20 protein-coding genes are annotated in these 21,642 nt (G+C 65.2%); 17 read left to right on the forward strand and 3 right to left on the reverse strand.

Annotated features, from left to right (window positions below):
- The first annotated feature begins 291 nt into the window (after positions 1–291).
- Together BRAGE_RS0123405 and BRAGE_RS0123410 are read left to right on the forward strand one after the other, a co-directional pair.
- A complete protein-coding gene (locus BRAGE_RS0123405; RefSeq protein WP_027558759.1) occupies positions 292–1,941 on the forward strand; it encodes a glycosyltransferase family 39 protein in 1,650 nt (549 codons plus the stop codon).
- A 128-nt stretch (positions 1,942–2,069) separates the two neighbouring features.
- Entirely contained in the window at positions 2,070–2,849 is a 780-nt protein-coding gene (locus BRAGE_RS0123410) for a class II aldolase/adducin family protein (protein WP_027558758.1), read from the forward strand.
- Between the two features lie 365 nt (positions 2,850–3,214).
- On the opposite strand, the gene BRAGE_RS0123415 is transcribed toward BRAGE_RS0123410, so the two are convergent.
- The 3 genes from BRAGE_RS0123415 to BRAGE_RS0123425 all read right to left on the reverse strand — a co-directional run bounded on the left by BRAGE_RS0123415 (position 3,215) and on the right by BRAGE_RS0123425 (position 7,753).
- A complete protein-coding gene (locus BRAGE_RS0123415) occupies positions 3,215–4,609 on the reverse strand; it encodes a M20/M25/M40 family metallo-hydrolase (protein WP_027558757.1) in 1,395 nt (464 codons plus the stop codon).
- Positions 4,610–4,675: 66 nt separating this feature from the next.
- Complete coding sequence (locus BRAGE_RS0123420; protein ID WP_027558756.1) at positions 4,676–6,007, reverse strand: glycosyltransferase family 87 protein; 1,332 nt, start codon at positions 6,005–6,007, stop codon at positions 4,676–4,678.
- A 123-nt stretch (positions 6,008–6,130) separates the two neighbouring features.
- Positions 6,131–7,753 (reverse strand): helicase HerA-like domain-containing protein, encoded by a 1,623-nt coding sequence (locus BRAGE_RS0123425; protein ID WP_027558755.1) that lies wholly within the window; start codon positions 7,751–7,753, stop codon positions 6,131–6,133.
- Between the two features lie 347 nt (positions 7,754–8,100).
- Here BRAGE_RS0123425 and BRAGE_RS0123430 point away from each other — a divergent pair, with 347 nt between their 5' ends.
- The 15 genes from BRAGE_RS0123430 to BRAGE_RS0123500 all read left to right on the forward strand — a co-directional run bounded on the left by BRAGE_RS0123430 (position 8,101) and on the right by BRAGE_RS0123500 (position 21,570).
- Positions 8,101–8,466: a hypothetical protein gene (locus tag BRAGE_RS0123430; RefSeq protein WP_027558754.1), complete on the forward strand. Its 366-nt coding sequence runs from the start codon at positions 8,101–8,103 to the stop codon at positions 8,464–8,466.
- A gap of 26 nt (positions 8,467–8,492) precedes the next feature.
- Positions 8,493–8,900 carry a DUF4332 domain-containing protein gene (locus tag BRAGE_RS0123435; RefSeq protein WP_027558753.1) on the forward strand — a complete coding sequence of 136 codons (408 nt, stop codon included), beginning with the start codon at positions 8,493–8,495 and terminating at the stop codon, positions 8,898–8,900.
- Between the two features lie 225 nt (positions 8,901–9,125).
- A complete protein-coding gene (gene folP, locus BRAGE_RS0123440) occupies positions 9,126–9,986 on the forward strand; it encodes a dihydropteroate synthase (RefSeq protein WP_027558752.1) in 861 nt (286 codons plus the stop codon).
- On the forward strand, positions 9,983–10,351 hold the full coding sequence (gene folB / locus BRAGE_RS0123445; protein WP_027558751.1) for a dihydroneopterin aldolase: 369 nt from the start codon (positions 9,983–9,985) through the stop codon (positions 10,349–10,351). Before folP ends, folB begins: the two co-directional genes overlap by 4 nt.
- A gap of 1 nt (position 10,352) precedes the next feature.
- The gene (gene folK / locus BRAGE_RS0123450; protein ID WP_027558750.1) at positions 10,353–10,844 is read left to right on the forward strand and encodes a 2-amino-4-hydroxy-6-hydroxymethyldihydropteridine diphosphokinase; all 492 of its coding nucleotides are present in this window, start codon (positions 10,353–10,355) and stop codon (positions 10,842–10,844) included.
- A gap of 81 nt (positions 10,845–10,925) precedes the next feature.
- The gene (locus BRAGE_RS0123455) at positions 10,926–12,797 is read left to right on the forward strand and encodes a methylmalonyl-CoA mutase family protein (protein WP_027558749.1); all 1,872 of its coding nucleotides are present in this window, start codon (positions 10,926–10,928) and stop codon (positions 12,795–12,797) included.
- Positions 12,794–13,258 (forward strand): GFA family protein, encoded by a 465-nt coding sequence (locus BRAGE_RS0123460; protein ID WP_027558748.1) that lies wholly within the window; start codon positions 12,794–12,796, stop codon positions 13,256–13,258. The genes BRAGE_RS0123455 and BRAGE_RS0123460 overlap by 4 nt, the downstream gene beginning before the upstream one ends.
- A gap of 15 nt (positions 13,259–13,273) precedes the next feature.
- The gene (scpA, locus tag BRAGE_RS0123465; RefSeq protein WP_027558747.1) at positions 13,274–15,430 is read left to right on the forward strand and encodes a methylmalonyl-CoA mutase; all 2,157 of its coding nucleotides are present in this window, start codon (positions 13,274–13,276) and stop codon (positions 15,428–15,430) included.
- Positions 15,431–15,530: 100 nt separating this feature from the next.
- Positions 15,531–15,764: a nucleotidyltransferase family protein gene (locus BRAGE_RS0123470; protein ID WP_231164310.1), complete on the forward strand. Its 234-nt coding sequence runs from the start codon at positions 15,531–15,533 to the stop codon at positions 15,762–15,764.
- A gap of 32 nt (positions 15,765–15,796) precedes the next feature.
- Positions 15,797–16,570, forward strand: coding sequence for an RsiV family protein (locus tag BRAGE_RS0123475; RefSeq protein WP_027558745.1), 774 nt, complete (start codon positions 15,797–15,799; stop codon positions 16,568–16,570).
- A 131-nt stretch (positions 16,571–16,701) separates the two neighbouring features.
- The gene (locus tag BRAGE_RS0123480; protein WP_027558744.1) at positions 16,702–17,694 is read left to right on the forward strand and encodes a tripartite tricarboxylate transporter substrate binding protein; all 993 of its coding nucleotides are present in this window, start codon (positions 16,702–16,704) and stop codon (positions 17,692–17,694) included.
- Positions 17,695–17,868: 174 nt separating this feature from the next.
- A complete protein-coding gene (locus tag BRAGE_RS0123485; protein WP_027558743.1) occupies positions 17,869–18,360 on the forward strand; it encodes a tripartite tricarboxylate transporter TctB family protein in 492 nt (163 codons plus the stop codon).
- A gap of 4 nt (positions 18,361–18,364) precedes the next feature.
- Complete coding sequence (locus BRAGE_RS0123490; protein ID WP_027558742.1) at positions 18,365–19,876, forward strand: tripartite tricarboxylate transporter permease; 1,512 nt, start codon at positions 18,365–18,367, stop codon at positions 19,874–19,876.
- 51 nt (positions 19,877–19,927) lie between these two features.
- The gene (gene meaB, locus BRAGE_RS0123495) at positions 19,928–20,917 is read left to right on the forward strand and encodes a methylmalonyl Co-A mutase-associated GTPase MeaB (protein ID WP_027558741.1); all 990 of its coding nucleotides are present in this window, start codon (positions 19,928–19,930) and stop codon (positions 20,915–20,917) included.
- Positions 20,914–21,570, forward strand: coding sequence for a pyroglutamyl-peptidase I (locus BRAGE_RS0123500; RefSeq protein WP_027558740.1), 657 nt, complete (start codon positions 20,914–20,916; stop codon positions 21,568–21,570). Before meaB ends, BRAGE_RS0123500 begins: the two co-directional genes overlap by 4 nt.
- The last annotated feature ends 72 nt before the right edge of the window (positions 21,571–21,642 follow it).

A 21,642-nucleotide genomic window follows, 5' to 3' on the forward strand; every position in this document is an offset into this window, starting at 1 on the left:
CATCCACACGCGACATCCTCTACGCCACGATACCGTCATACGGTGTTCCACGCCAACGGCGAATTGTAGGCCGCGTTCCTAAAGAGAAGGAAATCAGGGACTTATTCACATTCCCTTCAGCTAGGATTCGCTATTGCTAAACTGCTTCCAAGTTCCGGTTTTGCTGCGTCGCATCAGGAATTTAGCCATAATGCCCAATTACTTGGTAATGGAACTGCGCTATACGGAGTCCGGGGAGCAGGCCCGCGCGCACCAGCAGGGCCGAGAGGGGATTCCGGGTCACCAATAGCCATGACATCCATCACGACTTCGGCGATCGACACGCCTCAGCGGCGCTCGGTCGAACGGACTTGCGACGATCTCGCCATGCTGGTGCTGGCCGCGGTCGCCGTCATCGCAGGTTTGACTTTCCGCGACTACGGGCTCGGCTGGGACGACTACACCCACGCTGAATATGCCGATCTGCTGCTGCGCATGTACGGTTCCGGCTTCAAGGACACCGCGGCGCTCTCCTTTGCCAACCTCTATATGTATGGCGGCGGCTTCGACATGGTCGCGGCCCTTCTTCACAAGGTCATTCCGCTCGAGCTGTTCGAGACCCGACGCCTGGTCGGCGCGGTCGTCGGCGTGATCGGGCTTGCGGTGACGTGGCGGCTCGGCCGCCGCATCGGCGGGCCTCTTGCAGGCCTTGCCTCACTCTTGCTGCTCGCGCTGTGCCCGATCTTCTACGGCCACATGTTCATGAACCCGAAGGATGCGCCTTTCGCGGTGGCCATGATCATCCTGATGCTCGGCCTCGTCCGGCTCGCGGAGGAATATCCGCAGCCATCGCCGCGCACGATCCTGATCGTCGGCTTGGGGGCCGGCCTTTCGCTCGGCTGCCGCGTCCTCGGCGGGCTTGCGCTGGTCTACGCCATGGTCGGCTTCATGCCGCTGTTCCTGGAGGAGCTACGCAGCGAAGGCGCCCGCGAGGCAGCCCGCCGCTTCGCCCACGTCGTCTACGTGCTGCTGCCCGGCCTCGTGTTCGGCTATCTCGTGATGGGCCTGATCTGGCCGTGGTCGATCATGGAGCCCGGCAATCCCTTCGAGGCGCTGACCTACTTCTCGCACTTCTTCGAGAAGCCCTGGAAGGAGATGTTCGACGGCGCGATCGTGTCCGTGCCCGACATGCCCTGGTCCTATCTGCCGACGCTGTTCGCGCTGCAGCTGCCCGAGGTGATGCTGGTGCTGATGGGCGGGGCCGTGATCAGCACCTTCGCGCTGCTGCCGCGCCGCGGGGTCCCGGCCCGCCGCAAGACCATCCTGTTGATGCTGACGCTGGCTGCGACGCTGCCGCTCGCGATCGCGATGGTGAAGCGGCCGGCGCTGTACAACGGCATCCGCCATTTCGTCTTCGTGATCCCGCCGATGGCGGTGCTCGGCGGCGTCGCTTTCGCCTGGACCATGGAGCGCCTGCGCGCCAACCACCGCACCTGGCAACCGGTCGTGCTCGCGACCTTCTGCTTCGGCCTTGCGCTCTCGCTTGCCGAGATGATCCGGTTGCATCCCTATCAATACACGCACTTCAACCACATCGCCGGCACCGTGCGCGGCGCCGACGACCGCTTCATGCTGGACTATTGGGGCCTTGCGCTGAAGCAGGCCTCCGACGAGCTGCGCGAGCAGCTGGTCGAGCGCCAGGAAGTGCCCCCGGTCAATCGCAAATGGAAGGTGGCGGTGTGCGGTCCGCAGCGCCCGGCGCAGGTCGCGCTCGGCCCCGACTTCACCATCGGCTGGGATTCCAACGCGGCCGATTTCGCCATGACGCTCGGCGAGTTCTACTGCAAGGGCCTCACCGCGCCCGTGATGGTCGAGATCAAGCGCGACGACGTCGTGTTCGCCCGCGTCTACGACATCCGCGGCCGCAGTATTTCCAGCCTGCTGTCGGTCCCGGCGCCGTAATAGTTTTCTCCAGCGCAGCCCGCTCCATGCGGGCGACGCTGAACTGCCGCGCTCCTGGCGCGCCTTGCCGCCGCTCCAGACCAAGACTACGCTCCCTCCCCGCAACAACGATGTTCGGAGAGATGACCATGTCACCAGCGGAAGCGCGCCTGAAGGAAGTGCCGTCGAACATGACGGAGGCCGAGTGGCAGCAACGGGTCAATCTCGCCGCCTGCTATCGCCTCGTTGCGCTGTACGGCTGGGACGATCTGGTCGACACCCACATCTCCGCACGCGTGCCCGGCCCCGACCATCACTTCCTGATCAACCCCTACGGGCTGATGTTCGACGAGATCACGGCCTCGAGCCTCGTCAAGGTCGACCTGCACGGCAACCAGCTCACCGAGAGCGAATACAGCATCAATCCGGCCGGCTTCACCATCCATTCGGCGATCCACGAGGTGCGCGAGGACGCGATCTGCGTGCTGCATCTCCACACCCTCGATGGCACCGCGGTGTCGAGCAGCGCCGAAGGCCTCTTGCCGCTGAACCAGACCGCCCAGCTCGTCACCCACGACCTCGCCTATCACGACTATGAAGGCATCGCGCTCGATCACGATGAGCGGCCGCGGCTCCAGAAGGACCTCGGCGACCACAACCACATGCTGCTGCGTAACCACGGCACGCTGACGGTCGGCCGCTCGGTCGCTTCCGCCTTCGAGCGCATGTATCACCTCGAGCGCGCCTGCTCGATGCAGGTGCGCACCCGCGCGCTCGGCACGCCGGTCTATCCGGTTGAGGAGATCGCAATCGAGAAGAACACCGAATTGCTGTCGAACCGCGACCGCGCCGAGCTGCGCGCGACCAACCTCGTCTGGCCGCCGCTGCTGCGCAAGCTCGACCGCGAGCTTCCGGGCTACCGATCTTGAGATTTTCGGGATTTGGTGTAGGATCGCTTTCGAACGACCTCTGCACGTTTTGGAATGAAACGCCGCCCAATCCCGGGCGGCGTTTTTATTCGGGCTGGCGGTCGCAATCACCATCACCGTCACCCTGAGGTGTTCGCCTCTTCGGCGAGCCTCGAAGGGCGACGCCCGGCTGCATCGGGGCCGTGCATCCTTCGAGGCTCCCGGCGCGATGCTAGAGCATCGCGCCACTCGCACCTCAGGATGACGGGAGACGCAGTCTCGTAGGGTGGGCAAAGCGAAGCGTGCCCACGTCTTCTCCTTTGGTAATCACTGAGCGATGGTGGGCACGGCGCGTTGCGCCTTTGCCCACCCTACGGCACCTCGTCTTATTTCACCTCCGCCAGCGCGGCGAGGATGCGGGCCCAGGAGCGGATGCCCTTCTGGAAGCTGCGGAGGTCGTACTTTTCGTTCGGCGAGTGGATGTTGTCGTCGTCGAGGCCGAAGCCGACCAGCAGCGAATCGAGGCCAAGGGTGCGCTTGAAGTCGGCGACGATCGGGATCGAGGCGCCCGAGCCCATCAGCACGGTCTCCTTGCCCCATTCCTCCGCCAGCGCCTTGCTGGCCGCGGCGAGCGGCTTCATGTTCCAGTCGAGCGCCACGGCGGGCGCGGCGGAATGGTCGCCGAACTCGACCTTGCAGTCGCCCGGAATCCGCGCCGTCACGTAATCGCGGAACGCCTTGCGGATCTTCTGGGGATCCTGCCCCTGGACCAGCCGGAACGAGACCTTGGCCGAGGCATGCGACGGGATCACCGTCTTCGAGCCCTCGCCGATATAGCCGCCCCAGATGCCGTTGACGTCGCAGGTCGGACGCGTGGAAGCCTGCTCGACCATCAGCCGCCCCTTCTCACCAGCGGGGAGCGACAGGCCGACCGGCTTGAGGAACGACTCCGGGGTGAAGTTGAGCTTCTTCCACTGCTCCAAGACCTCCGGCGGCGTATCCTTCACGCCGTCATAGAAGCCGGGAATGGTGATGCGGTTGTCGTCGTCGAACAGGCCGCCGAGGATTTTGGTCAACACCCGGATCGGGTTCATCGCCGTGCCGCCAAACACGCCGGAATGCAGATCGCGATTGGCCGCGGTGATCTTCACCTCTTCATAGAGCAGGCCGCGCAGCGCCGTCGTGATCGCCGGCGTTTCCGGATCCCACATGCCGGTGTCGCAGACCAGCACGTAATCAGCCTTGAACTCGTCCTTGTTGGCCTCGACGAACGGCACGAAGTTCTTCGAGCCGACCTCCTCCTCGCCTTCGATCAGGAAGGTGATGTCGATCGGCAGCGAGCCCGTCACCTTCTTCCAGGCGCGGCAGGCCTCGACGAAGGTCATGACCTGACCCTTGTCGTCCTCGGCGCCGCGCGCGACGATGATCTTGCGGCCATCGGCATGGTTAGTGACGACGGGCTCGAACGGCGGGCTGTGCCAGAGGTCGATCGGGTCGACCGGCTGCACGTCGTAATGACCGTAGAAGATCACATGCGGCCGGCCGCCCGCTCCGGTCTTGCCGACGACAGCGGGATGGCCGGCGGTCGGCCTCACTTCGGTTGAGACACCGAGGCTCGCAATGTCCTTGGCGAGATGCTCGGCCGCGGCCTTGCAATCGCCGGCAAAGGCCGGATCCGCGGAGATCGACTTGATCCGCAACAGCGAGAACAGACGCTCCAGGCTGTTGTCGAAATCCTTGTCGATGTGGTCGAGCACGGATTGAAGCTGCGCATTGGCCATGGTCGTCTTCCCTGCTTTCGAGTCCCGAGACATCGGGTGCTCAAGATGCCTGTTCAAGATGGCTCTTCAAGATGGCTTGGCTTTTAACTCCGGCACAGCGCCAGAGCCAGCCGCAACCGGCGGATGGCGGAGGTGCCATGCAAGGCTGCCGGCGAGAATGCCGGTGGCGGCAAGATTGTTGCCCCAGGCCTGGATCACGTTGGGAAACCAGGGCAGCGCCAGCAGCATGAGGATGCCGGCAGCGGCCAGCGCAAGCCAGGTTCCCAGCCGCACATTCGCCCGTTCGTCGAAGGCGGCGCGATGCATCAGCACCGTCATCGGGAAGAACAGCCACATGAAGTAGTATTGCCGCGCCAGAGGCGAGGCGATCGTCATCAGGCAGAACAGGATGCCGAGCTCCTCGGCATCCGATCGCGCCGTTCGCCGCGCTTGCCGTGGCATCACCGCGAGGAAGCCGAGCCCGAGCAGAGCCGACACCGCAAGCACGATCCAGTTCGCCGTCTTGTAGTCGACGTCGATGACATTCATCGTGCGCGGCGGCTTGTTGGGATCCTCCTGATTGTAGTTGATCGGCCGGACCAGGCGATGCGTCACCGCAATGATGGACTGGTTGACCCACGACCAGTTCTGCTCGTCGCGCTGGCCAAAGCCCTTTTCCGAACTCGAGCCGACCATGCCCTGATACCAGGTCGCAAGCTCGGCCGCGTTGCGCTCGAAGCCGCGGATCGGCGCCGGCACGACGTAAAGAAGGATGCCGGTGAAGGCGACCATGGCGCCGACGGCCACCCATTTCCGCCGCCAGACCAGATAAGGCAGCACCGCGATCGGAAACACCTTGATGGCGGTGGCGAGCGCGAACATGAAGCCGGCGAGCCAGGGACGCTGATGCTGCAAGTTCCAGAAGCCCCACAGCATCATCGCGAGCAGGACGAGGTTCGGCTGGCCGAGGTCGAACATGTCGAACGTAAAGGTCACGGTGACGATGACCGGCAGCGCCTCCAGCCAGGGGCCAGCCTTGTGGCCCGATCCAGTCATGACGTTGGAGAGGGTCCCGGTGTACCACCACGCCAGCGCGTTCAGGATGGACAGCACGGTGTAGAGCGCGATCTTGCCGAACCAGCTCGGGATCGCGAGCAAGATCGCGGACAGCGGCGGATAGATGAAATCGAACTGGTGATGGACGTCGCTGGGATAGAGCGGCGCGCCGTGCAGCACCTGCTGCCCGGCCCAATACCAGAGCGCATAATCCTTGGTCTTGCCGTTGTGGCCGAAGAACTCGGGACCGAGGACGTCGGCCGTCAGGATGAAGCAGCAGAGCAGGAACAACAGATCCAGCGGCGCGCGCAGCGACAGGCGTCGCGGCAGATCAGGCTTGGGTAGCGGGTCGGTCGAGGTCACGGTGTGGTCCAGTTCGGCAAAGGGATAGGGCGTAGCAGACTGGGGCAGGCTTGGAGAGCCCCCTCACCTGAAATTATGGTGGTGATGGGCTTGACGAGCCCGCCTCAAACCCAGCTTGTCTGCCTAGCGGCGCAGCAGCCCGCCGAGCGCGCCGCGGACCAGCGTGCGGCCGATGGAGCCGCCAAGCTGGCCGGCGACCGATTTGCCGATATTGGCCGCCATGCCGCCGATCACCTGGTTGGTCACCGATCGCGTCACGTCGCGCGCAATGACCTGTCCCGTCGACAGGCGGCCGCGCTTGACATTGGTGCCGAAGATGGTGCCGACGATCGAGCCGATCTGGCCGAGGATACCGCCGCCTCCGCCGGCCGCGCCGGCATCGGCGGTCGCCGCAGTGCCGGCGATGCGCTTCTGGATCATCTCATACGCCGACTCGGCATCGACGGCGGTGTCGTATTTGCCCTTCACTGGACTTGCATCCATGATCGCCTTGCGCTCTTCCGGAGTGATCGGCCCGATGCGGGCCGACGGCGGCCGGATCATCACGCGCTCGACCATCGCCGGTGTGCCATTGCCTTCGAGGAAGGACACCAACGCCTCGCCCTTGCCGAGCTCCATGATCACCTTGGCGGTGTCGAGCTTGGGGTTGGGCCGGAAGGTCTGGGCCGCAGCGATGACCGCTTTCTGGTCGCGCGGGGTGAACGCGCGCAGCGCATGCTGCACCCGGTTGCCGAGCTGTCCCAGCACGCGGTCGGGCACGTCGATCGGGTTCTGCGTCACGAAGTAGACGCCGACGCCCTTGGAGCGGATCAGGCGCACCACCTGCTCGATCTTGTCCAACAGCGCCTTCGGCGCGTCGTTGAAGAGCAGATGCGCCTCGTCAAAGAAGAACACCAGTTTCGGCTTCGGAAGGTCGCCCGCTTCAGGCAGCTCCTCGAACAGCTCCGACAGCATCCACAGCAGGAATGTCGCGTAAAGCCGTGGAGACTGGAGCAGCTTGTCGGCAACGAGGATGTTGACCATGCCGCGGCCGTCGCGGTCGGTCTTCATGAAATCTTTCAGCGTCAGCGCGGGCTCGCCGAAGAATTTGGTGGCGCCCTGGTTCTCCAGCACCAGCAGCTGGCGCTGAATGGTGCCGACCGTGGCCTTGGTGACGTTGCCAAAACCCTGCGCCGCCTTCTTGATGTCGGCGAGCGGGCTTTCCTCGGCATCGGCGCTTTTCTTGCCGGCATCCGGCACGATCGCGTCGAGCAGCGCGCGCAGATCCTTCATGTCGATGAGGGTGAGGCCGGCGTCGTCGGCGACGCGGAAGGCGACGTTGAGCACGCCTTCCTGCACGTCGTTCAGGTCGAGCATGCGCGCCAGCAGCAGCGGCCCCATTTCCGTGACGGTCGCGCGCACCGGATGGCCCTGCTCGCCGAACACGTCCCAGAACACCGTCGAGAATTGGTCAGGCTGGAACGTCAGCCCCATCTCGGTGGCGCGCTTGACGATGAAGTCCTTGGCCTCGCCGACCTCGGAGATGCCGGAGAGATCGCCCTTGATGTCGGCCGCGAACACCGGAACACCGGCGCGCGCAAATCCTTCCGCCATGACCTGCAGCGTCACCGTCTTTCCGGTTCCGGTCGCGCCGGTGACGAGGCCGTGGCGATTGGCGAGCGCCAGCGTCAGCCATGCCTGCTCGTCTCCCTTGCCGACGAAGATCTTGTCGTCGGTGTCGCCGAGCTTGCTGTCCTGTGCCGTCATTATTCTCTCTGATCTCTCTGCCGAGTTTCGCGTATTGAAACTGAGCGAACCTGTTCCGTAGTTTAACGCATGTCGCGCGCCGATTGAAACCGTTCAACGGGCCCCGCGCATGCGACATAGCCGGAAACATACCGGCGGCATCAGCCAAAAGTAGGAACGGTGCGTTCGCACCGCGGCATTTTTTCGCTGTTTCCGTCTTCGCTCTTGCACCGTTGCAACACTTTTCGCGCCTTCGAGAGTGAATCGGAACGTCTCATGCGTTCATCGCTTGTAATTCACACCACACCGGCTCAAGATCATTTTCGAAAGTAATACTCCGGCGTGCAACCGGTTGAGGGGCGGGTCTAATGGACGAGCTGATCGGGCGGCTGGCGACAAACGCCAGCATAGATAGTGCTATGGCTGAAAAGACCGTGGGCATTATCCTGGGCTTCCTCCGTAACGAGGGTCCTTCCGACAGTGTGCAAGCCCTGATCGATCAGATTCCCGGCGCGGAAGCCGCGATCGAGGCATCCAGGAGCAGCGGCGGACTGTCGCGGCTGATGGGCGGTGGCCTGATGGCGGTCGGCACGCGCCTGATGAGCCTCGGACTTGGCATGTCCGAGATTCAAAATGTCGCCCGTGAACTTTTCCGCTACGGCCGAGACAAAATCGGAGCGGATCAGATGGGCAAGATCATTGCGGGGACGCCAGGCCTCAGCCAGTTCGCCTGAGCGACGCTTTTTTCATATCGAATATCATGACATATCCGATTTCCGAGATTGAGGGCCTGCCTGCTTTTGCCGCCACCAAGCTGAAGGCGCAGGGCATCCGCACGACCGACGCGCTACTCGAGGCGGCCTCGACTGTGAAGGGCCGCAAGGCGCTCTCCGCCAAGACCGGCATCAGCGAGCAGCTGCTGCTGGAATGGGCCAACGTCTCCGATTACATGCGCATCCCCGGCATGGGGCGTGCCAAGGTGGGCCTCGTCCGTGCCGCCGGCGTCACCACGGTGCGCGAGCTCGCCTATCGCAATCCGGCAAGGCTTGCGCAGAGCATGCGCGAGGCGAACGAGAGGAAGAAGCTCGTCCGCATCCTTCCTTCCGAGAAATCGGTCGGCGACATCATCGCCAAGGCCAAGAAGCTGCCGCCGAAGATCACGTACTAGCCTGCTTACTCTCTCCGTCATCCTGAGGTGCGAGTGGCGCGATGCAAAGCATCGCGCCGGGAGCCTCGAAGATGAGCGGCCACGCTGGCTGCCACATGGAGAGAGCCGGGCCGTCGCCCTTCGAGGCTGGCCGAAGAGGCGAGCGCCTCAGTGTGACGGTCACAGAGGGCGCGCTGGCGCCAATCCCGTCTTGACTCCCCCTCCCCGGCCGCTAAAGCCACCGGCATGAATGCCTCGCCCTCCCCATCCGTCCCGCCGGCCGGCTCGGCCGGGCTTGATGCGCTGCGGACGCTCGTGGGCCGGCCCATTCCGGCGGTGATGGGCGTGCTCAACGTCACCCCGGATTCCTTCTCCGACGGCGGCGAGTTCATCGCGCCCGAGCAGGCGCTGGAGCGGGCACGGGCGATGATCGCCGATGGCGTCGACATCATCGATATCGGTGCCGAATCCACCCGGCCCTACAAGGGCGCGAAGGCCGTCACGGCCGAGGACGAGCTGGCCCGGCTGAAGCCGGTGCTGGCGGGCGTCGTCGCGCTCGGCGTGCCGGTGTCGATCGACAGCATGAAGGCCGAGGTCGTCGCCTTCGCGCTCGATAAGGGCGCAGCGATCGCCAACGACGTCTGGGGCCTGCAACGCGATGCCGGCATGGCGCCGCTGATCGCCGCAAGAGGCGTCCCCGTCATCGTCATGCACAACCGCGACAGCGTCGATCCCGCCATCGACATCGTCACGGACATGAAGGCGTTCTTCCTGCGCTCGCTCGACATCGCCGCAAAGGCCGGCATCGCGCGCGAAAAAATCGTGCTCGATCCCGGCATCGGCTTTGGCAAGACCGCCGAGCAGAGCATGACGGCGCTGGCGCGCTTACGCGAGCTCGACATGTTCGGCCTGCCAATTCTGGTCGGCGCCTCGCGCAAACGCTTCATCGCCTCGGTGTCGCCGTCGGAGCCGAAAGAACGGCTCGCCGGCTCGATCGCCGCGCATCTCATCGCCGCGCAAAAGGGCGCGAAGATCATCCGGACCCATGACGTCGCCGAGACCCTGCAGGCCCTGCGCGTCGCCAACGCAATCGAGAGCAAGCAATGACCGACACGATCTTCGTCACCGGCCTGTCGATCCATGCCCGCCACGGCGTGATGGATCACGAGACCGAGGTCGGCCAGCGTTTCGTCATCGACCTCGAGCTCTATACCGACCTGTCGGAGCCTGCGCGCACCGACCGGCTCGCCGATACGGTCTCCTACGCCGAAATCGTGGCGACCACGACGGCGGCGTTCAAGAACACCAATTACAAGCTGCTGGAAGGGGCCGCCGGCGCGGTCGCCGATGCCATCCTGTCGCACTTCCCGCGCATCCGTGCGGTCAAGATCACCGTGCACAAGCCGCATGCGCCGATCGCCGCGATCTTCGACGACGTCGGCATCATGCTGACGCGCTCGCGGCACCCCTGACATGGCGAGCGTGCTGATCGCACTCGGCGGCAATGTCGGCGATGTCCGCGCGACATTCAAAAAGGCGATCTCGCACATCTGCGGCATGGCACAGGCCGCAATGATCGCGCGCTCCGCGGACTACGCGACGCCGCCCTGGGGCGATGAGGACCAGGATCCCTTCATCAATGCCTGTGTCGAGATCGAGACCGATCTCGATCCGCACGCGCTGCTGTTCGTGATGCAGAAGGTCGAGCAGAAGTTCGGCCGCACGCGGGAGAAAGACCGGCGCTGGGGCCCGCGTACGCTCGATCTCGACATGATCGCCTATGACGATGTTTCCCTGCAGAAGCCCGATCTGACCTTGCCGCATCCGCGCCTGTTCGAGCGCGCTTTCGTGCTGGTGCCGCTGGCCGAAATCGCACCCGATCGCGTCATCGCAGGCATTCGTGTGCGTGACGGGCTTGCCAGCGTCTCGACGCAAGGCATTGAGCGGCTTCCGGATACCGGTTAACCAAAAACAACCGTTTGCAGGGACGGTTCGGCGTGGCAATTTCGCCTGCGAATAACAAGCCGTTTGGGAGCCCTTGGCCGTATGACCTCCGTGACCGACGACCTGCCGCTGGCGGCCGATTTTCCCAAGGCGACCGTCGAAGACTGGCGCAAGCTGGTCGATGGCGTGCTGAAGGGCGCGCCGTTCGAGAAGCTGGTCGGCAAGACCTATGACGGCCTCAAGATCGACCCGCTCTATCCGCGTGCCAAAGGCGTCGCACCGGTGGTGGGGCGGCCTGCGGCGGCACCGTGGCAGATCGTGCAGCGGATCGACCATCCCGATGCGGCGCTCGCGAATGCGCAAGCACTGACCGATCTGGAGAATGGCGCGACGGGGCTCGCACTGGTGTTCGCCGGCGCCAATGGCGCTCACGGTTTCGGCCTGGAACCTTCGGCCGAGGCGATCGCAAAAATATTGAAGGACATTCATCTCGATGCCGACATCGGCATCGAGCTCGAGATCGGACCGCAATCGCGGATGGCCGCGATCCATGTCGCGGAATATGTCAAGAGCAACGGCCTCGATCCCGCCGCCTGCAACATCCGCTTCGGACTCGATCCGCTCGCGGCCGGCGCGGTCTGGGGCCATAGTCCTTATACCTGGGACGAGATCGTTCCCGCCGTCACCGGCGCGATCAAGGGCCTCGCCGCGCTCGGCTTCAAGGGGCCGTTCGCATCCGCCGACGGACGCGTGATCCACGATGCCGGCGGCTCCGAGGTGCAGGAGCTCGCCTTCGTGCTCGCCTGCGGTATCGCTTACTTACGCGCGATCGAAGGCGCCGGCATTCCGCTCGAGCAGGCGCAAGGCATGGTCTATGCGCGGCTTGCCGCGGATGCCGACCAGTTCCTGACCATGGCCAAATTCCGCGCGCTGCGGCTGTTGTGGGCGCGCATCGAGACGGCGTGCGGATTGACGCCAAAGCCGCTGTTCATCGCCGCCGATACGGCCTGGCGCATGCTGACGCAGCGCGACCCCTATGTGAACATGCTGCGCGCGACCATCGCGACATTCGCGGCTGGCCTCGCCGGCGCCAATGCGATCACGGTGCTGCCGCACACGCTGGCGCTCGGCCTGCCCGATCCGTTCGCGCGGCGGGTGGCGCGCAATACGCAGCTCCTGCTGCTGGAGGAAAGCAATCTCGCCAAGGTCAGCGATCCCGCCGCGGGCGCCGGCGGCATCGAGACGCTGACCGCGCAGCTCTGCGACGCAGCCTGGGCGCTGTTCCAAGAGAGCGAGAAAGCCGGCGGCGCCTTCGCCGCGCTTCAGCAGGGCCTGTTCCAGAGCAAGGTGGCGGCCGCGCGAAAGGCGCGCGATGCCAACATCGCAAAGCGCCGCGACGTGCTGACCGGCGCCAGCGAGTTTCCGAACCTGCATGAGAGCGAGACCGCGGTGCTGAAGGCAACGCCGGTTGCGCTCGCGCCCTACGGCGAGCAGAAACACAAGTTCGATCCTCTGCCGCCGATCCGGCTGGCGGAGCCGTTCGAGGCGCTGCGCGACAAATCCGATGCGGCGCTGAAGGCGCGCGGCGCGCGGCCAAAGGTGTTTCTGGCCAATCTCGGCACGCCCGCCGATTTCACGGCGCGTGCGACCTTCGCCAAGAGCTTCTTCGAAGCCGGCGGCATCGAGGCCCTCGACAGCGAGGGTTTTGCCGATCCAGCCAGGCTGGCCGCCGCCTTCAAGGCTTCCGGCGCCGAGCTCGCCTGCCTTTGTTCCAGCGACAAGGTCTATGCGGAACACGCCGAAGCCGTCGCGAAGGCCCTGCAAACGTCTGGCAGCAGACATATGTATCTCGCAGGCCGCCCGACTGATACCGAGGGGGCGCTGCGGGCTGCCGGCGTCACCGGCTTCATCTTTGCCGGGGCCGACGCGCTTGCCACGCTGCAGGACGCCTATCGACGGATGGAGCAGGCATGACCGAAGCAGGCAAACCAGTTCTCACCGGCGGCTGCCAGTGCGGCGCCGTGCGCTTTGCGCTGACAGCGACGCCAAACAAGATTTCGATCTGCCACTGCCGGATGTGCCAGAAGGCCAGCGGCGCGCCGTTTGCCTCCTTCGCCGACATCGAGAAGACGGACTTTGCCTGGACCAAGGGCACGCCATCGGCTTTCCAATCCTCGTCGATCGCGATGCGCGACTTTTGTGCCGCCTGCGGCACGCCCCTGAGCTTCCGCCGCGTCGATGGCCCGCGCATCGAGATCATGACTGGCGCCTTCGACCGGCCGGACCACGTGGTGCCGACACGGCAATATGGCACCGAATCCCGGCTCGGCTGGGTGGTGGGCATCGCCAACCTGCCGAGCCAGACCACGCAGCAGAACTACGGACCGGAGAAGATGGCGACCATCGTCAGCCATCAGCATCCGGATCATGATTGAGGATATGGTTGAACCATGAGCCGCATTCCCAATTTCGCTGATGTTGCCTTCGAGCGCGCCGCCACCGCGGCGCCGTCAGGCACTGCCGAGCCGTGGCTGACGCCCGAGGGCATTCTGGTGAAGCCCGCTTATGGCGAGGCGGATCTCGCCGGGCTCGATTTCCTCGAGACCTATCCCGGTATCGCGCCCTATCTGCGCGGGCCCTACCCGACCATGTATGTCAACCAGCCCTGGACCGTCAGGCAATATGCCGGGTTCTCCACGGCGGAGGATTCCAACGCGTTCTACCGCCGCAATCTCGCGGCAGGCCAAAAGGGCCTTTCGGTCGCCTTCGATCTTGCCACCCATCGCGGCTATGACTCTGATCATCCGCGCGTTGGCGGCGACGTCGGCATGGCCGGTGTGGCCATCGATTCCATCTACGACATGCGCACGCTGTTTGCAGGGATTCCGCTCGACCAGATGAGCGTGTCCATGACCATGAACGGCGCGGTGCTGCCGATCCTCGCGCTCTATGTTGCGGCCGCCGCGGAACAGGGCGTGCCGCCGGAGAAGCTCTCAGGGACGATTCAGAATGACATTCTGAAAGAGTTCATGGTGCGCAACACCTATATCTATCCGCCCGCGCCCTCGATGCGGATCATCTCGGACATCTTCGCCTACACCTCGACGAGGATGCCGAAGTACAACTCGATCTCGATCTCCGGCTATCACATGCAGGAGGCTGGCGCGACGCAGGACCTCGAGCTCGCCTATACGCTCGCCGACGGCGTCGAATATCTACGCGCCGGCCTTGCCGCGGGTCTCGACGTCGACCGTTTCGCGCCGCGACTGTCGTTCTTCTGGGCGATCGGCATGAACTTCTTCATGGAAGTCGCCAAGCTGCGCGCCGCACGCCTGCTCTGGGCGAAGCTGCTGAAACCGTTCAATCCGAAGGACCCGCGCTCGCTGTCGCTGCGCACGCACAGCCAGACCTCGGGCTGGTCGCTGACCGCGCAGGACGTCTTCAACAACGTGATGCGCACGACGGTGGAGGCGATGGCGGCGACCCAAGGCCACACCCAATCGCTGCACACCAACGCGCTCGACGAAGCGCTGGCGCTGCCGACCGATTTCTCGGCACGCATCGCCCGCAACACCCAGCTGTTTTTGCAGCAGGAGAGCGGCACCACCCGCATCATCGATCCCTGGGGCGGCTCTTATTATGTCGAGCGGCTCACGCGCGATCTCGCCGCGAAAGCCTGGAGCCACATCCAGGAGGTCGAGGAACTCGGCGGCATGGCGAAAGCTATCGAAGCCGGCGTACCAAAACTGCGCATCGAGGAGGCCTCGGCCAAGACGCAGGCCCGGATCGACGCCGGCAAGCAGGCCGTGATCGGCGTCAACAAGTACAAGCCGACCGACGAGGACAGCATCGAGATCCTCAAGGTCGACAACACCAATGTCCGGCGCTTGCAGATCGACAAGCTGACGCGGCTGAAATCCGAGCGCAACCAGAAGGACGTCGATGCCGCGCTCGCGGCGCTGACGCGTTCGGCCGGCGAAGGCAACGGCAATCTGCTCGCGCTCGCGATCGACGCCGCGCGCGCCAAGGCAACCGTCGGCGAAATTTCGGACGCGATGGAAAAGGTGTTCGGCCGCCACCGCGCCGAGATCAAATCCATCACTGGCGTCTACAAGCGGGAGGCGTCCAGCATGGGCAACCAGGTCGAGAAGGTTCAGGCGCTGATCGATGCGTTCGAGGAGGCCGAAGGCCGCCGCCCGCGCATCCTGGTCGCCAAGATCGGCCAGGACGGCCATGACCGCGGCCAGAAGGTGATCGCGTCGGCCTTCGCCGACATCGGCTTCGACGTCGACATCGGGCCGCTGTTTGCCACCGCCGACGAGGCCGCGCGGCAAGCGGTCGAGAACGACGTCCACATCCTCGGCGTCTCCTCGCTCGCCGCAGCACACCTCACCGCCGTGCCGGAGCTCAAGGCCGCGCTGAAGAAGCAGGGCCGCGACGACATCATGATCATCGTCGGCGGCGTGGTGCCGCCGCAGGATTACGATGCGCTCTATGCCGCCGGCGCGGAAGCGATCTTCCCGCCCGGCACCGTCATCGCGGATGCGGCCGAGGAGCTGATCCGCAAGCTGAATGCCCGGCTCGGGCATAGCGAGGCGGCGGCGTAGATGATAGACTGGCCGGGTAACCGGCCAGGTTGTGTCCATGACACGAGACGAAATCGTCGCCGCGATACGCAGGAACGCTGATGCCATCAAAGGCAAGGGCGTGTCGAAGCTTGGCATCTTCGGCTCGCGGGCTCGCGATGAGTATTTGCCGGACAGCGACATCGACGTCCTGGTCGAGATTGAACCGGCGGTCGCTTTCTCGCTACTCAACCTGATCGATGTCGAGCAGATCATCGAGGAGGCGACCGGCTTGCAGGCGCAGGCAACCGTCCGGCGCTCCATCTCTCCCCACTTTGCGCGCCAGATAGCCGACGACTTCCTCGAAGTATTTTGACGCTCAGTTAGGGAGCACAATCCTTGAACTTCATGATCCGTTTGAGCGTCGCCGTGGCGCTTAGCGCAACGTGCGTGATATCCGCCCTCGCCGCCGACCCAAAGCCCGACGCTGTCGTCAAGAACAAGAGCATCGACGCCCGCGTTTTCCTCGACGACAAGATCAAGACCGATGCTGCGCTGGCGGCGGATTGCCTCGCCGAAGGTAGGAAGTGGCTCGACAAGAGCGCAGCGGAAGCTGCCGCGTCGCGCAAGGAGGATCCGCAATTCTTCAGGAATGGCGGCTGGGATTTCGAGCGCAAATATGCGATCCGCTCGATCGTTGCCGATCGTTATGTCAGCCTGCTGCGCAACGACTACATGGACACTCACGGCGCCCATCCCAACTCGGACGTGAACACGATCCTGTGGGACAAGGCCGAGGGCAAGCGCATCTCGATCCGTCCCTTCTTCACCGAGACCGCCGACAAGGGACCGACCATGAAGGCGATGGTGAAGGCCATCATCGCCTCGCTCAAAGTCGAGAAGAAGAAGCGCGACACCAGCGAGACCGCGACCGACGAATGGTTCAAGAGCGTGGAGCCGAGCCTGCTCAAGATCGGCGCGGTGACGCTCGCCCCTTCAACCGAGGCGGGCATGAGCTCCGGGCTCACCTTCCATTATCCGCCCTATGCGGTCGGCCCCTACGCCGAAGGCGAATATGTCGCATTCGTGCCGTGGGAGACCCTGAAGCCGTATCTCACCACGGAGGGCACCCGTATTTTCGGCGGCGAGCGGCCGAAGGGCGACGCGGAGGAGCCGCAGTGAGCATGTTTTGAGCAGCGCCACGTTGCTCACAACGCGCTGGTAGCGCTACCTTGCGGCGGCGCCGCAAAGCCGACTAGAATGCCGTCATTGACAAGAGCGCCCGAGTTTACGGGCGCCGCTGGGAGGCATTCATGTCCAAGATAACGCGCCGCACCTTTGCGGCTTCAAGCGCCGCAGTCGCGGCATCCGCCGCTTTCGGCTTCAAGCCCGCACTGGCGCAAGCCTATCCGGCACGGCCGGTCACCGTCATCGTGCCCTGGGGCGCGGGCGGCGGCACGGACGCAACCGCGCGCATCGTCGCAGCGCTGCTGGAAAAGGACCTCGGCCAGCCCTTCAACGTGGTCAACCGCACCGGCGGCTCCGGCGTGGTTGGCCATAGCGCGATCGCGACTGCGCAGCCCGACGGCTACACCATCGGCATGCTCACGGTCGAAATCTCGATGATGCACTGGCAGGGCCTTACCGATCTGACGCCCCGGAGCTACACCCCGCTGGCGCTGATGAACGAGGACCCGCCGGGCATCCAGGTATCGTCCTCCTCGCCCTACAAGACGGTGAAAGAGCTCGCCGAGGCGATCAAGGCGGCGCCTCCCGGCAAGTTCAAGGCGTCGGGCACCGGCCAGGGCGGCATCTGGCACCTGGCGCTGGTCGGCTGGATGCAGGCGATGGGCCTGCCCGCCAACCAGGTCGCCTGGGTGCCGTCGAACGGCGCAGCTCCCGCGATGCAGGACCTTGCCGCCGGCGGCCTCGACCTCACCACCTGCTCGGTGCCGGAGGCGCGCGCCATCATCGAGGCTGGCAAGGCCAGGAGCCTCGCCATCATGGCGCCGGCGCGCAACCCGATCTTCAAGGACGTGCCGACGCTGAAGGAGGCGATGGGCATCGACTACGCGACCGGCGCCTGGCGCGGCATCGGCGCGCCGAAGAACCTGCCGCCGGAGATCGCAACCAAGCTGACCGCAGCCCTGAAGAAGGTCTACGAGTCCGCCGAGTTCAAGGACTTCATGAGCAATCGCGGCTTCGGCACGGTGTGGGGCGATGCCGGCCAGTTCGCTGGCTTCATGGACAAGGGCGATGCCCAGATGGGCGAAGCCATGAAGGCGGCCGGCCTGAGCAAGGCGTGATTGCTCACCTCTCCCCGCTTGCGGGGAGAGGTCGAATTCGAGCTTTGCTCGAATTCGGGTGAGGGGGAGTCTCCGCGAATCCAACTCTCACCGTCCGCGCGGAAAGTCCCCTCACCCCGACCCTCTCCCCGTAAGAACGGGGAGAGGGAGAAGAAACCTCATAGGACTCCTCTCATGCGTCTTCCCGACTCCGTCACGGGATCGTTTCTCGTCGTGCTCGGCGCGGCTGCAGCCTATGGCGGCTACATCCTGCCACCGGTGCCGGGGCAGCCGGTCGGCCCCAACGTGTTTCCGCTCGTGATCGGCACCGGCCTCGCACTGTGCGGGCTCGCGATCGTGTTCGGCATCGGCCATTCCTTCGAGGAGGAGGAAGAGCTTGTCCCGCTCGAGGACGGACAGGCGGCCGCGCCGCCGCCCCAGAGCAAGCTCTATGGCCTGCGCGCCCTGCTGCCGCCGGCGCTGCTGCTGTTCTACGTCTTCGCCGCCGACCGGCTCGGCTTCATCATCACCGCGGCGATCATGGTCTACGTCACCTCCACCGCGCTCGGCGCGAAGTGGAAGCTGGCGTTGCCGCTCGCAGCACTGTCGCCCTTCGCCATCCACCTCATCTTCGGCAAGCTGCTGCGCGTGCCGCTTCCCGCCGGCCTGTTGCCGACGCCCTGGTGATCCCATGCTCAAGACCCTGATTGATGCTCTCGCGCTGATCTCCACCTGGGAGGTCATCATCGCGATGTTCGCCGCCTCCGTGTACGGGCTGGTGATCGGCTCGCTGCCCGGCCTGTCGGCGACGATGGCGACCGCCCTGCTCGTGCCCGTCACCTTCTATCTGTCGCCGATCGCGGCGATCGCGACCATCGTCGCGGCCTCCTCGATGGCGATCTTCTCCGGCGACATCCCCGGCGCGCTCTTGCGCATTCCCGGCACGCCGGCGTCCGCCGCCTATGCCGACGAGGCCTATGCCATGACGCGCAAGGGCCAAGCCGAGCTCGCGCTCGGGGCCGGCGTCTGGTTCTCCGCCGTCGGCGGCATCGCCGGCGTGCTGTCGCTGATGATCCTGGCGCCGCCGCTCGCCGAGATCGCGCTGTCGTTTTCGACCTTCGAATATTTCTGGCTGGCGCTGCTCGGCCTGATGTGCGCCACGCTGGTCGCGCGCTCCTCACCGGTGAAGGCGATCGCCGGCATGTTCCTCGGCCTGCTCGTCTCCTGCATCGGCATCGAGAATCCCGGCGGCGTCCCGCGCTTCACCTTCGGCATCACCGACCTGTTCGGCGGCATCGAGCCGATCCCGGCGCTGGTCGGCGTGTTCGCGGTGGCGCAGGTGATGCGCGCGATGCTGACGCCCGAGCCGCCGCCGCTGCCGCGGCGCAAATTCGGAAGCATCATGGCCGGGCAGTGGAAGCTGACCAAGAAGTACCATTGGCAGATGACGCGCGGGAACATCGTCGGCATCATCATCGGCGTGCTGCCCGGCGCCGGCGCCGACATGGCGGCGTGGGTCTCCTACGCGATGTCGAAGCGCTTCTCCAAGGAGAAGGAGAAATTCGGCACCGGCCATGTCGAGGGCCTGGTCGAGGCCGGCGCCAGCAACAATGCCAGCATCGCGTCGGGCTGGGTGCCCTCGCTGCTGTTCGGCATCCCCGGCGACACCATCGCCGCGATCGCGATCGGCGTGCTCTACATGAAGGGCCTCAATCCGGGTCCGACGCTGTTCACCGAGAAGGCGTCGAGCATGTACGCGATCTACCTCATGTTCATCATCGCGAACATCCTGATGATCCCGCTCGGCATCGCGATGATCCGTGTCGCTGCCTACATCCTGCTGGCGCCGCGCTCGACCGTGATGCCGATCATCATGCTGTGCTGCGCAGTCGGCTCGTTCGCGATCGGCAACAACATGTTCGGCGTCGTCACCGTCGCCGCCTTCGGCGTGATCGGCTATGTCATGGAGGCTAACGGCTATCCCGTCGCCGCCATGGTGCTCGGCATCGTCATGGGCACCATGGTCGAGCAGGCCTTCGTGACCTCGCTGATCAAGTCCGACGGCAGCATCCTGCCGTTCTTCGAACGGCCGGTCGCCGCCATCCTCGCCGCCATGGCGATCGGCGCGCTGCTGTGGCCGGTGATGGTGTGGGTGTGGCGCAAGGTGAAACCGATGCAGACGGCGGCGGCAACGACCCGGTGATATCGGGCGGGCGGCCCTCGCCTGCCCCGGCGGGGCGTTGTAAAGCAGGGCATGACTGAGAAGAAGGCCTCGCTCGACATCAAATCCCTCGCCCGCGACCTGCGCGCCGGCAGCCGCGCGGCGCTGGCGCGGGCGATCACACTGGTGGAAAGCCGGCGCGGCGATCATCAGGCGCTGGCGCGCGAGCTGGTGCAGATGCTGCTGCCCGACACCGGCAAGGCGTTCCGCGTCGGCATTACGGGATCGCCGGGCGTCGGCAAGTCCACTACCATCGATGCGCTGGGGACCTATCTCATCGAGCAGGGCCACAAGGTCGCAGTGCTCGCGGTCGACCCGTCCTCGGCGCGCAGCGGCGGCTCGATCCTCGGCGACAAGACGCGGATGGCGCGGCTGTCGGCGTCAGACAATGCCTTCATCCGTCCCTCGCCATCCTCGGGCACGCTCGGCGGCGTCGCGGCCAAGACGCGCGAGGCGATGCTGCTGTGCGAGGCGGCCGGCTTCGGTGTCGTGCTGGTCGAAACGGTCGGCATCGGCCAGTCCGAGACCGCGGTCTGCGACATGACCGATTTCTTCCTGGCCCTGATGCTGCCCGGCGGCGGCGACGAGTTGCAGGGCATCAAGAAGGGCCTGGTCGAGCTCGCCGACATGATCGCCATCAACAAGGCCGACGGCGACAACCTCAAGCGCGCCAACATCACCGCCGCCGACTATCGCGGCGCGCTGCATATTCTAAGCCCCCGGTCCGAGCATTGGCATCCGCCCGTCGTCACCTATTCGGCGCTGGCCGGTACCGGCATCGCCGAGCTCTGGCAGAAGGTCCTGGATCACCGCAAGGCGATGAATGCGTCCGGCGATTTCGCGGCGCGGCGGCGCGACCAGCAGGTGAAGTGGATGTGGTCGATGCTGGAGCAGCGCATGCTGGCACGGCTGCGCAGCGAGGCGTCCGTGCGCACGAAGGTCCGGAAAATCGAGGCTGAAGTCGCCGATGGCCATCTCACGCCGGCGCTCGCCGCCGAGCAGATCTTGGAGTTGCTGCAATGAGCGAGAAGCTGCGCATTCTCCTGACCGGCTTCGGATCGTTTCCCGGCGCGCCCTATAACCCGACCCAGCCGCTGGTGGCACGACTGACGCAGCTGCGCCGGCCGGCGCTCGACGATGTCGCGATCGCGAGCCACATCTTCCCGGTCACCTACGTCGCGGTCGACCGGCAATTGCCGGAGGTGCTCGCAAGGGAAAAGCCGGACGCGCTGCTGATGTTCGGCCTCGCCGCGCGCACGCCCTATTTGCGCATCGAGACCCGCGCGCGCAACGCCGTCACCATGCTCTGGCCCGATGCCGCCAACACCCGCTCCAGCAAGCGTGGCATCGCCGGCCATGCCGACGCGATGATGTTCGGCCCGCACACTGCAAGGCTGCTGCGCGCCGCGCGCCTCACCGGCATCGACGCCCGTGCGTCACGCGATGCCGGCGCCTATCTCTGCAATTACCTGAGCTGGCGCGCGATTGAGAACGTGAAGGCCGGTGGGCCCGGGCTTGCGGCGTTCATCCATATCCCGCTGCTGGCGCGCAGTGGCGCCGTACGCCGCAAGGGCGCGCCGAGGATCACGCTGGAGGAGCTGGTGGATGCGGGGGAAGCGATGTTGATGGAATTGGTGGGATTGGCCCGGAAGCAGCGGAACACACCGGCTTCGTAGGGTGGGCAAAGGCGCGAAGCGCCGTGCCCACCATCTCGTTCCGTCTGCCATCAAGTCGTGGGCACGCTGCGC

Origin of the sequence: Bradyrhizobium genosp. SA-4 str. CB756 (genome assembly GCF_000473125.1) — a bacterium.
GTDB lineage: Bacteria > Pseudomonadota > Alphaproteobacteria > Rhizobiales > Xanthobacteraceae > Bradyrhizobium > Bradyrhizobium arachidis.